General features: G+C 61.6%; 14 protein-coding genes. 6 read left to right on the forward strand and 8 right to left on the reverse strand.

Annotation, left to right across the window (positions count from 1 at the left end):
* The first annotated feature begins 199 nt into the window (after positions 1-199).
* Positions 200-499 carry a protein UsfY gene (usfY, locus tag AOT83_RS24895; RefSeq protein WP_057966370.1) on the forward strand — a complete coding sequence of 100 codons (300 nt, stop codon included), beginning with the start codon at positions 200-202 and terminating at the stop codon, positions 497-499.
* Positions 500-979: 480 nt separating this feature from the next.
* Complete coding sequence (locus tag AOT83_RS24900) at positions 980-1435, forward strand: anti-sigma factor (protein ID WP_057966371.1); 456 nt, start codon at positions 980-982, stop codon at positions 1433-1435.
* A 28-nt stretch (positions 1436-1463) separates the two neighbouring features.
* Here the strand turns inward: AOT83_RS24900 and AOT83_RS24905 are convergent, their stop codons facing one another.
* The 4 genes from AOT83_RS24905 to AOT83_RS24920 form a co-directional block, all read right to left on the reverse strand.
* Positions 1464-1886 carry an STAS domain-containing protein gene (locus AOT83_RS24905; protein WP_057966372.1) on the reverse strand — a complete coding sequence of 141 codons (423 nt, stop codon included), beginning with the start codon at positions 1884-1886 and terminating at the stop codon, positions 1464-1466.
* 443 nt (positions 1887-2329) lie between these two features.
* Positions 2330-3148: a SigB/SigF/SigG family RNA polymerase sigma factor gene (locus AOT83_RS24910; RefSeq protein ID WP_057966373.1), complete on the reverse strand. Its 819-nt coding sequence runs from the start codon at positions 3146-3148 to the stop codon at positions 2330-2332.
* A 483-nt stretch (positions 3149-3631) separates the two neighbouring features.
* Positions 3632-4147 (reverse strand): flavin reductase family protein, encoded by a 516-nt coding sequence (locus AOT83_RS24915; RefSeq protein WP_057966374.1) that lies wholly within the window; start codon positions 4145-4147, stop codon positions 3632-3634.
* Positions 4148-4209: 62 nt separating this feature from the next.
* Positions 4210-5448, reverse strand: a complete 1239-nt coding sequence (locus AOT83_RS24920) for an oxygenase MpaB family protein (protein WP_057966375.1) — start codon at positions 5446-5448, stop codon at positions 4210-4212.
* Positions 5449-5536: 88 nt separating this feature from the next.
* Between AOT83_RS24920 and AOT83_RS24925 the strand changes: the two genes are divergently transcribed.
* Positions 5537-6184: a TetR/AcrR family transcriptional regulator gene (locus AOT83_RS24925; RefSeq protein WP_057979794.1), complete on the forward strand. Its 648-nt coding sequence runs from the start codon at positions 5537-5539 to the stop codon at positions 6182-6184.
* Between the two features lie 11 nt (positions 6185-6195).
* On the opposite strand, the gene AOT83_RS24930 is transcribed toward AOT83_RS24925, so the two are convergent.
* Positions 6196-6432, reverse strand: coding sequence for a YdeI/OmpD-associated family protein (locus tag AOT83_RS24930; protein ID WP_198530414.1), 237 nt, complete (start codon positions 6430-6432; stop codon positions 6196-6198).
* 23 nt (positions 6433-6455) lie between these two features.
* On the reverse strand, positions 6456-6968 hold the full coding sequence (locus AOT83_RS24935; protein WP_057966378.1) for a hypothetical protein: 513 nt from the start codon (positions 6966-6968) through the stop codon (positions 6456-6458).
* 67 nt (positions 6969-7035) lie between these two features.
* On the opposite strand from AOT83_RS24935, the gene AOT83_RS24940 reads away from it, so the two are divergent.
* From AOT83_RS24940 to AOT83_RS24950, 3 genes are read left to right on the forward strand one after another with little or no spacing between them, the layout of a single operon-like run.
* Positions 7036-8037: an alpha/beta hydrolase gene (locus AOT83_RS24940; protein WP_057966379.1), complete on the forward strand. Its 1002-nt coding sequence runs from the start codon at positions 7036-7038 to the stop codon at positions 8035-8037.
* A gap of 57 nt (positions 8038-8094) precedes the next feature.
* Entirely contained in the window at positions 8095-9507 is a 1413-nt protein-coding gene (locus AOT83_RS24945; RefSeq protein WP_057966380.1) for an Hsp70 family protein, read from the forward strand.
* Between the two features lie 58 nt (positions 9508-9565).
* A complete protein-coding gene (locus AOT83_RS24950; RefSeq protein ID WP_057966381.1) occupies positions 9566-10183 on the forward strand; it encodes a DUF1345 domain-containing protein in 618 nt (205 codons plus the stop codon).
* Between the two features lie 2 nt (positions 10184-10185).
* Here AOT83_RS24950 and AOT83_RS24955 read toward each other — a convergent pair whose 3' ends face one another.
* Positions 10186-11325: an acyl-CoA dehydrogenase family protein gene (locus AOT83_RS24955; protein WP_057966382.1), complete on the reverse strand. Its 1140-nt coding sequence runs from the start codon at positions 11323-11325 to the stop codon at positions 10186-10188.
* Positions 11326-11346: 21 nt separating this feature from the next.
* Entirely contained in the window at positions 11347-12576 is a 1230-nt protein-coding gene (locus AOT83_RS24960; RefSeq protein ID WP_057966404.1) for an acyl-CoA dehydrogenase family protein, read from the reverse strand.
* Between the last annotated feature and the right edge of the window lie 407 nt (positions 12577-12983).

A 12983-nucleotide genomic window follows, 5' to 3' on the forward strand; every position in this document is an offset into this window, starting at 1 on the left:
AGAGGCATTGCGGCCCGGGCGGCGCCGCGACGTTTGTTCATGCCGCGGGCGGGTACCCGGGGGCAATACATTTCGCGCGGCAGCCGTATGGGTTGACAAGCCACCTGGCGAAAGTGAGGCCGACCGTGCCGTGCGCCGGTCGGCCTCACGTCTGCTCTAACGCCAACCACCGACATCCGTCCCTTCGAAAGGAGATCACATGCGAGAAGCAGACGAAGACCCAGTGGATCATGAACGCACCTTCCGCCCCCATGCTGGCGAGTCCTTGAAGGACAGGGCGTCATGGCCCGGATTGGCGCTCATCGCACTCGGTGTGATTTCAGTAGTGCTGGGACTCACAGCGGCTGGCTATCGCCTCTACACCTGGACATCGATCGCGGGAGCACTGGCTCTTGCGCTGTTCTTCCTCGGATGGCTCTGGCTCCATATCGAGCGGAAACGAGTGCGCCAAATGGAATCCGTTTGGCAGAAAGAACATTCAGATCGAAGACGCGACTAGCGTGCCCGCAAAAGGGAGAGGTCCTTCTAGCGATTCTCATCACCTTTCACGTTTTTGACTACGCCGGCGCGCTGCTCAAGATGCTCCGGCACCGCGCGAATCTGCTAGACGCCTTGGGCCCGAGGTGCATGAGAGCACAGACTCCCCATGAGTTGCGTAATCGATGATTGGGTCCGCGGCGCTGCGGGTAGGCCATACCCATCATGAACGAACAAACACTGCTCAAGATGACCGAATTCCATTGTTGCACTGCATACGTAACCATCCACACTGCAGATATCCACCCGTGCCGCCCCACGAGCGGCGGTCAGCGATGAATTCCGTTGGCGTGTCCTGTCGCGACAGTAGAAGACGTATACTCACGTCACCTAAAATCATCGGCGACACGCAGGTCGGCGTGGATACCCAGCGGTTGCTCGCAAGCATTGGTTACGCATCGATGATCGAGGTAATCTCGAGCACAGGAACCTTGGGAGAGACATGACCGAGACACACACCACGCAATGCGGCAGTCGTCCGGACGAGCGGTCTCTCACGTTCGAAATATCCGCTCGGCTAGACAATCTGGCGATGATACGGACGGTCGTTGCGGCGGCCGCAATGTTTGATGACATGGACATAGATACAGTGGCCGATCTGAAACTGGCTACCGATGAAGCGTGCACTCGACTCATCAGAGCGTCAGTACCGGAGGCGATCCTCACTGTTCGATTGAATTTTCATTCGGACTGGTCAGCCATCGAAGCGTTTACCCACTGTCTGTCCGGAGATGTCTTTCCGCTCGAAAGTTTCAGCTGGCACGTCCTCAATTCCCTCGTAGACGACGTCAAGACCTTCGAGCGGGACGGCCCGGACTGCGGTGATCGACGAGTTGTCGGTATCACCATGACCACACGGCGCGACAGCAATGCAGCGGCGCGTGTAGCGCACGGGTAATCGCTGCCGCTCTGACGCTCGGTCTTCGCTAGAGCGCCAACTTGTTCCATACGTCGGGAACCGAATCGCTCAGCGGGAAGGTATCGCTGTCGCCACTGATCTCGAGCAGTTTCATTACCGATCTACCCGGGATCACCGACCATTCGATCCCTTGCATCGCGCAGTGACGACGTATGTCGTCCAGGGCCACCAGACCGTCAGTTCCGAAGAACCGCAGCCCTTCTAGATCCAGTACCAAGGCGCGATGTCCGTCCAAATAACGTGTTGCATACTCCGCCAAATGGCGGGCGTTCACCGCGTCAATCTCTCCGGTGGCGCTTACTAAGATCGCCGATGGACGATGCCAGTGGGCAGTAAACCGCGCAGTGTCATCAGTTGACGAAAATAATGAAATGACACCGGTTTTGGATCGAGCCGCAAAACGATTTGCATTCTGGTCAATGATAGACATACCTGACTCCATCGATCGAAGCGTTCATTCTTCGGATTGGAGACACCAGGCTGCTCGCCTGACATAGAAGCCCAAGCCGTGCACTGGCATCTACATATCCTGCGCGGCTGTGGACTCAACCTGTTGACGACGTTACGCCGACTCGTGTTCGTGCACAATGCGTCTAGCCATCACCGCGCTCCATCGCAAACCTCGGTGCCCGGTGTTGTCAGGTATTCGTGCCAACAGGCTAATTTTGACGATCTTGAGGCCGGCCAGTCTGGACGGTGCACGGCATGAGCGCCACGAGCGGGCAATGTCCGACGGCCGGAGCGTTCTGCGGGTAGTCCTGCCGCATGAAGCCGGCGACGCGTCGTAACAGCCCGAATAAGTCCATAACTCACCTCCGACAGGTGGATCTATACCCGTCGACGGCACGGTCTAATCAGTTGCGATGAAATCGCCTACTGCAACTGTTCCCGGAGCTGCCGCAGAGTGTCGCTGAGGATCCGCGACACATGCATCTGGGACACGCCGATCTGTTCGGCTATCTGGCTCTGCGTCATGCCCTTGAAAAATCGAAGTTCGAGGACGGTGCGCTCCCGCCGCGGCAATCCTGCCAACAACGGGCGCACGGCCTCGCGATTCGTTACATGTTCGAGCGCCGGATCGGTGTCGCCGAGTACGTCGGCCAAGTGCTTGGAGTCGTCATCTCCCTGAGCCACCGGTGCCTCGATCGATCGAGGCTGATAGGCATCTGCCGCAACCAGGCTCTCGACGACTGCTTCATGGCTGATACCCAACTCAGCTGCCAGCTCGCCGGGAGTGGGCGCCCGCTGCAACGTCTGGGTCAATTTAGCAGTGGCCCTGGCTATCTGAACGTGTCTATCTCGAATAGCGCGAGGAACGTGCATCGACCATCCATGGTCGCGGAAGTAGCGCCGCACCTCCCCCATCATGGTGGGAACAGCGAAACCAAGGAAACTCGAACCCTTCTCGGGATCGAAGCGGTTAACCGCGTTGAGCAACCCGAGGCGTGCCACCTGTACCAGATCCTCGAGATCCTCACCACGTCGATCAAAATGACGCGCGACATTGTCGGCCAGAGGCAGGCACCTGGTCACGATCTGCTCGCGGCCGCGGAGGTATGCGCTGCTGTCCGTGGATAGACCCACAAGGGCCAGGAACATGTCGGGAACGTCCGAGTAGTCGTCGGTCGCACCATTTGGTCTGGATCTAACCTCCGCGCGCCCGGCATCCGGAGCATCCACAGGGCAATCCATTTATGAACCCTCTCAACGCTGTCCACGACACAGCTCGTTCGATTTGGCCGACCACATCCGTGCCGGCGAGCTGCGCCTGTCTTCCAAAGTTGGCCATTACTGTTCTTGTACCGGCAGAACCTGCCTCATACGCCAACCACGTGCGCGCTACATCTACTTCTCCCACACTAAGCGGATCTAGCGATGCGCACCACCTTCTGCCGCGTCCGCATCCTCAAGGAAGGCGACATATGGAGGTTTGAATTCAGGCTGACAGGGTATTCAAGCCGTATCGCTGCCGTCAGAATCGCAAGAGGAGGGCAGTTAAGCACCACAACATGATTCGATGACTCGGGTCAGTCGGATGAGGAAACCAGAATCACCTACATGGCACCATGTGGACGAATTACACACCAGTAGTGGATATTTGATGTTGGATCAGATGAAACGGCCCAGCAGGCGTTGTTTCGGGGGCTCCCTCAACAGGTGTACCTTCTTCGGCTCTCACGCTTCGTGCCCGGGATGGAGATTTTTGGCATCGCGGGACGCGATGTAAGCAGATACCTCAGGTTTCTGGTGCACCGCGACCGGCACCAGCACGTGACCAACGTGGTCGCCGAGTTCAACACGCATCGTGATCTCACCGACGAACCACGCCGAAGAATCTTGCAGTATGGGAACACCGTGTGGACCCACACTCCACGTACACGCGGCGAACTTATCGATGCGGTCGCCCGTCTCTTCTCCAAAGAGCCGTACCAACGCGGAGGCTGTCCGAGGTATCAGGTGCACGGCGAGATGTCTTACCCCGGTCGAGACTCGCCAGGTGTGGTTCTGCTTGGACAGCCCTACGAGAAATAGCGGCGGATCGATACTGACCTGACTGGCGAAACCGACGAGACATCCCGACGGACCATCAGAGCCCCACACAGTAACCACGTACATGGGGTGGTCCAGTTGACTCATGAGATCAGCGAAATCGGCGGGCACATCCGATTCCGACGAGGCCGCGCCTACCATTGCCGTCTCCGATCCTCGGCGCCACACGGGGAGCCATACCCGCATGCGTGGCAGAGCCCACTCTAGGCGGCGTCCCCGATCCAACGGGCGGAATGCCCGATCTTGGAGTGGCCCTCGGTACTGAGGGCGTGCATGAACTCGTACTGCCGGCGCGAGCCGTTACGCGCCTGCCTGAGGCGGCCACCGGGCAGCACGAAATTCGCGCCGGTACGCAACAGGTTCACCGGAATTCGCAGCATCGGATACCACGGAGGCATGTACGTGGGCAGCCCGAGTCTGCGCATCTGCGCCCGGCCGATGTACGTCGTGGTAATCGAAATATGCTGTGCCCATGCGATTCTGCGGCGAATAGCCTCGAGATTCGAGTAGCGCCAACGCAGCGGATCTTCGGCCATCGGCACTGCCATTGCCCGGCTGGTCTCATCGGGGCGATGCAACGACATCAGGTAGTGGTAGAGCCGCTTCATCGCGTCGCGGAAACTCGCCGGAAGGTATTGCTCCTCGACACCCATGAGCCACCCCACATACCGCGTCAGGTGCGCGACATCTTCCAGTTCGCCGGGTGTCGCTACGATGCCAAACGACACCGATAGCACCGCCGGCACGTAGATCGCACCGAGAATGGTTGCCGCCATATCGGTTTGGTTGATCGGCACGCCCCAGTCCTGGCCCCGCCATTCCGGTAGGGCTTGGACATGCCGCCTCACCAGTGCATGAATCAGCCGAACGTGCAGAGTCGCCTGGTAACCGTCCCCCTGGGGCAAGAGACCGTCATCGGCAATCGTGCTGAGCGCCCATTGCATGGTTTCTGCGAAGCGCTGAGCGCTCCCACTTTTCCCACTTTGTCCCGTCTTGGTGAGAAGAAGTGTCCGATTGATACCCGACGCGGCGAAACCGCCCAGGAATGGGACGTCTCTGGCCAGGAAGATCGTGTCGAGGCCGCCACGCTGAAAGAGCTTCTGCCCGGCCCGAATTCGTGCCCAGTCAACCCAATCCGGCGTTGCCTCGAGGCGCTCGAAGAAGACGCGCAGCGGTTCGGGAGGATTATCGAGGCCGCGGATCCCTTCGGCCATCGCCTGGTTGAAAAGCACTCGTGCGGAATCCATCCCGTGCGAGTACATCCAATCGACCAGGTCGTCCGCCGGCTGGTCCCCCACGTTCAACGCGTCGCCGATGGTGCGCCATTCGGTGTCGGTTGGCGGGCCGATCAGCATTGCCCTGGCGAGCAGGCCGATGACGGGCACCTTGCCGCGGTCTCGAGGATGGCGGGCCGGGACGGAGGTGGCTGCACGGGGCGCCATAAGCGGTTCCTTCCGGAGTCGGAGGCAATTCTGGTGGAAGTCTCCACCAGAATTTGTATTTGTGCAAGCACTCCACCACAATGGGTACATGGCAGCCATACGCGGTTACGGTGGGATATCTGCTGATCAGCGACGTACCGAGCGCCGCGCGCGCCTGCTGGACGCCTCGCTGGAAGTTGTGGGCTCACAGGGCTACAACAGCCTCTCGGTCTCGGGTTTGTGTCAGACCACGGGATTGAATGACCGGTACTTCTATGAGCACTTCGAGAATCGCCATGCGATTTTCATGGCATTGGTCGATGAACTGGCGACGCAGACCTTGGCAGCCATGACCGATGCCATCGCGGCATCGGGGACCGACGAGCGTCAGGTCGTACGTGCCGGGTTGGGCGCCTGCATTGATCTGCTTACCGGGGATCCACGTAAGGCCCGTGTGGTGTTTGTCGAAGCCCCCGCGCACAGCTCACATCAACATCGCACCCAGGTACGCGACATGTTCATCGCGTTGATGCGCGCCCAGGCGAGCCGCATGTCTGCCGGCGTCTTGTCGCAGGATCTGGACCAGAGAGTCACCGTTGCGGGCGTCCAGTTGTTCGGTGCACTCATGGAGAGCGTGACGAGTTGGCTTGCCGGTGACCTTGCCATCAGTAAGAACCAGCTGATCGATCTCAGTGCCGATCTCCTGTTGACGGTGGCCAATCACGCCCTGGCCGTTGACAACATCTCCTCTGCCTGACGCTGTCGCGGCTACTTGCCGGTGCGCTCGCGATGCTTGCATCCGGGCCAACAACAGGGCCGTCGCTTTCCTTCTTCGAGCTCCTCTTGGGTCCGCCGAATCCGGCGTTCCCGCGTCGCGTCCTGCTTGACATCCTCCACCCAGCAGATGAACTCATTGCGCCCCAGCGGGGTGATGTCTTGCCATAGGGCCAGAGCCGTGGGATTCCCGATCAGCGCGGTGCGTAAGTCTGCGGGCAGCGTGTGCACCACCCCGCCAGGCACCCGCTTACTCACGGCGCAGGGCTGCCCTGGGCCGGGGCCGCGGGTTCATAACCGGGCGGCGCAGGATCCTTCAGCGAGGTATATCCGGGAGGCAGCGGGGGCCCCGAGGGTGCCGGTGCATACGGGTCCCTGATCCTTCCCGGATTCGAGGACTCTGGAGCATTTGTCGAGATGTATCCCGGCGGCAGCTGCGGAGCGGGACCCGCACCGGCGGGCCGCCCGGCGACACCTTCGGGAGTATCGAGTGGACCGTCGTGGGCTTGATGCCAGAGGTCGCGGATGGTCCCCAACGGGCCGCTCGACCCCGAGCCGTAGGTGGGGTTCGCGATCTCGGGAACCGCAGGCTGAGCCGGTGGCGGAGGTGGCGGGCCCAGGGGGCCGGTGGCAGGTGCTGTCGCATCCGGAGTCGAGGGTCCCGGCGCAGGTCCGGGCACCCCGGGATCCGCGATGGCGGGGACCGACAGGGTTAGCGTGGCACCGGCGACGATTACGCCAGCGACAATCAGCTTGGCTGCGTCCATCGGCTCATCGTCGCATAGTCGTTCTGCAGCCGCTGGTCAGCGACACCGGATGGTTAGGCTCCCCGACATGATCAGCAGACGCGGATTTTCTACAGTGGCGCTCGCTGCGGCGGTCGGTGCGACGAGCCTCGGGGCATGCTCGAACGGTGCCCGAGTCGACGCGACGCGACCGCGCACACAGTTCCCTGCGCTCAAACAGATCGACGCGGGCCCGCTCAACGTCGGGTACGTCGATGAGGGGCCACCCGATGGACCACCGGTGATTCTGCTGCACGGTTGGCCCTATGACATTCACAGCTATCTGGACGTGGTGCCGCTTCTGACCGCCAAAGGATTTCGGGTTCTGGTCCCCTATCTGCGTGGATACGGTAGTACCCGCTTCAGGTCCGCCGACACCGTGCGCAACGGTCAACAAGGCGCACTTGCCAGCGATGTCATCGACTTCATGGACGCTGTGAAGATCCCGTCGGCCATCCTCGGCGGATTCGACTGGGGCGCCCGCAACGCCGACGTTGTGGCCGCGATCTGGCCCGAGCGTGTCAAGGCCCTGGTCGCGGTCAGCGGTTACATCATCGTGAATCTCGAAGCCAACCAGCAGCCGCTGCCGCCACAGGCGGAGCTGGGCTGGTGGTACCAGTACTACTTCTCCACCGACCGTGGGCTGCGGGGATATCGGCAGAACACTCGCGACTTCAACAAGCTCATCTGGCACAACGCCTCACCGACATGGAACTTCGACGACACCACCTATGACCGCTCGGCCGGCGCCTTCGACAACCCCGACCATGTCGACATCGTCATACACAACTATCGGTGGCGGCTCGGGCTGGCCAAGGGCGAACCACGCTACGACGCCCTCGAGGCCAAGCTGGCGGCCAAGCCAACCATCGGCGTGCCAACCATCACGATCGGTAGCGATTTCGACGGGCCGGCCAAGGACGGGGCAACCTACCGGAAGATGTTCACGGGCAAGTACTCCCACCGGATCCTGGACGGGATCGGCCACAACGTCCCGCAGGAGGCGCCCAAGGATTTCGCCGCCGCGATCATCGATGCGAACGCCCTTTAGGTTCTCCACGAAGGGCACCCGCCTAGAATCACCATCGAACAGGCGAACAGGTAGGGAATGAACTCACTCGGAATGTCGATCGGGGCTACACAGCTGGTCGCCACCGACGGCAACCCTGACGGCGTTCCTGTCGTGCGGGCATCGATGCTCACCTTGCATGACGATCGGCCCTCCGAGGTCGGCATCCCGAAGGAGCCTGGCCTGGGCCTGACCGGATTTGTCGATCGCGTCGGAGATCCCGTCGGAATCGTGGGTGCGGACGGATCGGTGCACAGCGCCGATTGGGTCATGGCAGAAGCCATCCGGGTCATGATCGCCGACGCTGCGGTGGTGGCCAGTTTCGAGACTCCCCCGGCGCTCGCGGCCGCCATCCCCGCACATTGGGGCGCGCAGTCCATCGCCGCGTTGCGCGCCGCCATCGACAAAGTGCCTGCCCTGGCGCCAGGCGGGCGGCCGATGAAGCTGGTGCCCGATGCGCGCGCGGCGTTGGTGAGCCTGCGCGATCGCGTCCCCAATCACGGAGTGGTTGTCGTCTGTGATCTGGGCGGAACGGGCACAAGCATCACGTTGGCCGACGCCACAAGCAATTTCGAGCCCGTCGGCGAGACTGTTCGTCATCGCGACTTCTCCGGACAACGTATCGACCAGGAACTCCTGGCCCAGGTCCTCACCGGCCTCGACCAGGATCCGGACGGCACCGCATCGTTGGGTGCCTTAACCCGCCTGCGTGAACGGTGTCGCGCGGCCAAGGAGCATCTGTCGACCGATACGACCACCGTGGTTCCCGTCGAGCTTCCCGGCCTCACCGCCGATGTTCGGCTCACCCGCAGCGAGCTGGAAGACCGGATCCGAGGCCCGCTTGCCGCGTTGATCACAACCATCCAAGAAACTCTGGAACGCAACAACATTCCTTCCGCTGGCGTCAGTGCCGTCCTCACCATCGGGGGCGGCGCCGGCATTCCTCTTGTGACTCAGCAGCTTTCCGAACGATTGCGATGCCCGATCATCGCCGCACCACAGCCCCAGCTCGCCGCCGCATTCGGGGCCGCCGTCATGGCCGGTCAACCAGACGAGACACCATCGCTCGAAGCGACCATGATGCGGCCGGTGCCGACAGGCGAGGAAACCGCGAAAAGCCCGGCATCCAAGCCCATCGACACCGTCGAGTCCGATAGCTTTGCCTGGTCCCAAGCCGATACTTCCCCGGAACTGCAGGAGTATCAAGACTACTCGACGCCGGTCACCGCCGCTCGCCCCGAGGTGACCTTCAGCCCCGGGCCGGGCGACTACCGTGACACCGACCGGATGCGCTGGTTCCAGCGACCGTTCCTGTGGTTTCTTGCCGCCGCGGTGTTCTCGGCGGCCATATTCACCGCACTATTCATCGCGTGGCAGGACCGCGACGACGCGCCGTCACCGAGTAACCGCACGTCGACCACGACGACGGCGACCAGCACACCCCATCCCTAGCCGCGAATGTTGGCTTAGGCCAGCCGCTGCGAGCTAGACGATACGAGCGGGAGAGCCCATGACCGGCACCAGACGATTCTGGATCGCACTCGTGGTGGGGTTGGCAGCCGGCATCCTGACGTGGACGCTGTTGCAGCGTTGGCAGGTTGCCCTGCTCGCGGTGGTGATCGTCGCCGCGGCCATCAGTGTCGTGTGGGCGCTGATTGTTTTGTGGCCCATGGATCCGGAGCGGACGCGTGCGCGTGCGAGTAGCGAGGACATGGACGACGAGCTCGGCGATGTGGCGATGCTGCTGATACTGGTGGCCAGCCTGTCGGCAATCGGAATACTTCTGATCTCTGCCAATGACGAGGACAAGGGCATCTACGCGGGCTTGTGCATAGGAGCGATACTGACCGTGTGGGCGATGCTGCACACGATCTACGCCGCCCGCTATGCGCGGATCTATTACCAGGACGCCCCCGGTGGAATCGACTTCAATTCCACCGTGCCGCCGCGCTACGTCGACTTCTATTACTTCTCCTTCAATCTCGGCATGACATATCAGGTCTCTGACACCGCCGTCACCGAGTCGCACATCCGCGATGTGGTCTTGAAACACTGTCTTTTCAGCTACGTCTACGGCACGGTAATCATCGCGTGCACGATCAATCTGGTGATCAATCTCGTCGGATAGATTTAGCTGCGTGCGTGCTGATACCGCGTGGTGTGGAAGTCACGGTTGCCGAATTCCGACTCAATCACGGTGAGACGCTTGAAGTAATGTCCGATGGCGAGTTCCTCGGTCATACCCATGCCGCCGTGCAGCTGAACCGCCTCCTGTCCCACCAGCCTGGCCGCACGCGCGATGGTCGCCTTGGCGGCCGACACCGCCCGGGTACGGCGTGCGCCGTCGAGATTGAGCGAGGCCAGGTACGAGGCCGCGACCGCCTGCTCGACCTCGATATGCATATTCACCATGCGGTGTTGCAGCGCTTGGAAATTAGAGATCGCCACGCCAAACTGCTGACGCTGCTTGGTGTATTCGACGGTGTCGGAAAGGACCTTGCGCAGCATCCCCACCGCCTCGGCCACGGTGGCGGCTGTGGCCTCGTCGAGTGCGGCATCGATCAGCGGCCACGCCTCGTCCACCTCCGAGATGCGCGCCGAATCCGGCACGCGCAGGCCGGATATCACCAGATCGCTGGCGTGATGGTCATCGATCGTCCGGTAGTGGTGTACGTCGATCCCCGATGGCGGATCGGCGGGATCGAACGGTATCGCGAATAGTGTGAGACCTGCGGTGTCGGCCGCATCACCGGAGGTCCGCGCGGTGATGATCAGATGGGTCGCGATCGGTGCGTCACTGACCACGATCTTCTCGCCGTCGAGCACCCAGTGCTGTCCATCACGGCGCGCGGTGGTCCGCACGGAATGGAATGCCTGGCCGGAAGTTGGTTCCAGGGCCGCAAATCCGGTGACAACATCGCCGGACGCGATTCCGCCAACGAGTTCTGCGGCAAGGTCAGTGCTCGAGCGCCGCAGCAGCCCGCCACCAAGAACCACGGTGCCGATGAATGGCTCGACCACCAGATGCTGCCCGAGCACCTCGGCGATGACAAGAACTTCCTCCGCGCCGCCACCCAAACCACCGCGCTCCTCAGGCAGTGGCGCGGCGAGGATGCCGAGTTCCTCGGCAAAGGACTTCCACACCTGTGGCTGCCAGCCGACATCCGAGCGCGCCGCACGTCGGCTGGTGTCCAGGGCATAGCGGTTGGACAGGAAGTCCGAGACAGAGTTCTTGAGGAGTTGCTGTTCGTCGGTCAGGTTGAAATCCATGGTGATGTTCGCTCTTGTCTGTCAGAGACCCAGCTGGGCCTTGGCGAGGATGTTGCGTTGAATCTCGTTGGAACCGGCGTAAATTGATCCAGCCCGATCATTGAAATAGTGCAGCGGTGCCACCGCCTGCCATAGCTCACCGCTGTGGTACCCATCGGCGGGCGGGGTGTACTCGACCACCGGGCCGCCCGGCTTCGTGACATGGGGCTGATACACACGACCGCGTGGACCGGCGGCCTCCAGCGTGAGCATGGTCAACGCTTGAGAGAGTTCGGTGCCAAGGATTTTCAGCATCGACGAGGCCGTGCCGGGGTTACCGCCACCGGCGACAACCGCGAGCACGCGGTGCTCAAGAACTTCCAACACGTCGACACGAATCGCGAGGTCGGCAAGCTTGGCGCGGAACAAGGGATCTGCTGCCAGGGTGCCGTTCTCGGTGGGTACTGATTGGGCTGCAGCGGTCAACTGATCGAGACCCACCTGCAGCATGGGTGCCACTGCCCCACCACCGCGCTCGAACTCGAGAAGATACTTCGCGACAGTCCACCCCTCGTCGATCTCACCGAGGACATTCGCTTTGGGCACTCGCACGTTGTCGAAGAAGACAACGTTCTGCACCTCCTCCCCCGAGCTCATCACCAGTGGCTTGACGTCGATTCCGGGCGAGGTGAAGTCGATGAGGATGAAGGTGATACCGAGCTGCTTCTTTGGGCCTTTGGTGGTGCGAACGAGGGCAAACATCCAATTCGCCTCGCGTGCATGGGTTATCCAGATCTTGGAACCGTTGAGGATGAAGTCGTCACCATCGGCGACGGCCGACATCTGCAACGACGCCAGGTCCGATCCGGATTCCGGTTCGCTGTATCCCTGACAGAAGAACACCTCGCCAGTCAGGATGCGGGGCAGGAAGAAGTCTTTCTGCTCCTGGGTGCCGAACTTGACGATAGCGTGCGCAACCATCCGAATACCCATGGGCGACAGGGCCGGCGCCCCGGCGATCATCGACTCGACCGCGAAGATGTAATGCTGCGCAACGGTCCAGGGCTGACCACCGTACTTCACCGGCCAGGCCGGCGCGGCCCACCCCTTCTCATGCAGGATCGCCTGCCATTGCAGGCTCGCCTCATGGTCGCTGTACACACTCGTTTGCAGGCGCCCGGCCGAACGCAGGTCCTCCGTGAGGTTCTCTTCCAGGAACTCCCGAACCTCGGTGCGGAATTGTTCTTCCTCTGCTGAGAAGGCCAGGTCCATGTGCACTCCGTTGCGTCGAGTCGGTGATGTGAAGGCGATGAATAGCATTAATCTGGATGCAAGCGCATTCAGATTAATGCGCGTCGGCTCCCCGGGCAACACCGGCTCCCGTAAGTGCGTTTCGCCACAGCGTCGGACAACATGACGACCGCACCCGCCCCCGTGGCCGTCGTCTTTGTTGACAGAACGACCAGGATCGTCCACACACATCCGGACCGATATGGCGGGAAACGGGGCCAAATTCCCAAGCGGAACCGACGTCTGGTGGCGGGCCGAAGTGGACGTTGCCCCGCCCTCGATTGACTGGCCACCACTGGATGGGTGTGGCCACCTCCGGATAGCGACTGAAATCGCCAAAATCCATCAAATTACTTGTACTGCAACATGTTTCAATCCATTTGCCCGCC

The sequence above is a fragment of the Mycobacteroides sp. H001 genome (assembly GCF_001440005.1).
Taxonomy (GTDB): domain Bacteria; phylum Actinomycetota; class Actinomycetes; order Mycobacteriales; family Mycobacteriaceae; genus Mycobacterium; species Mycobacterium gwanakae.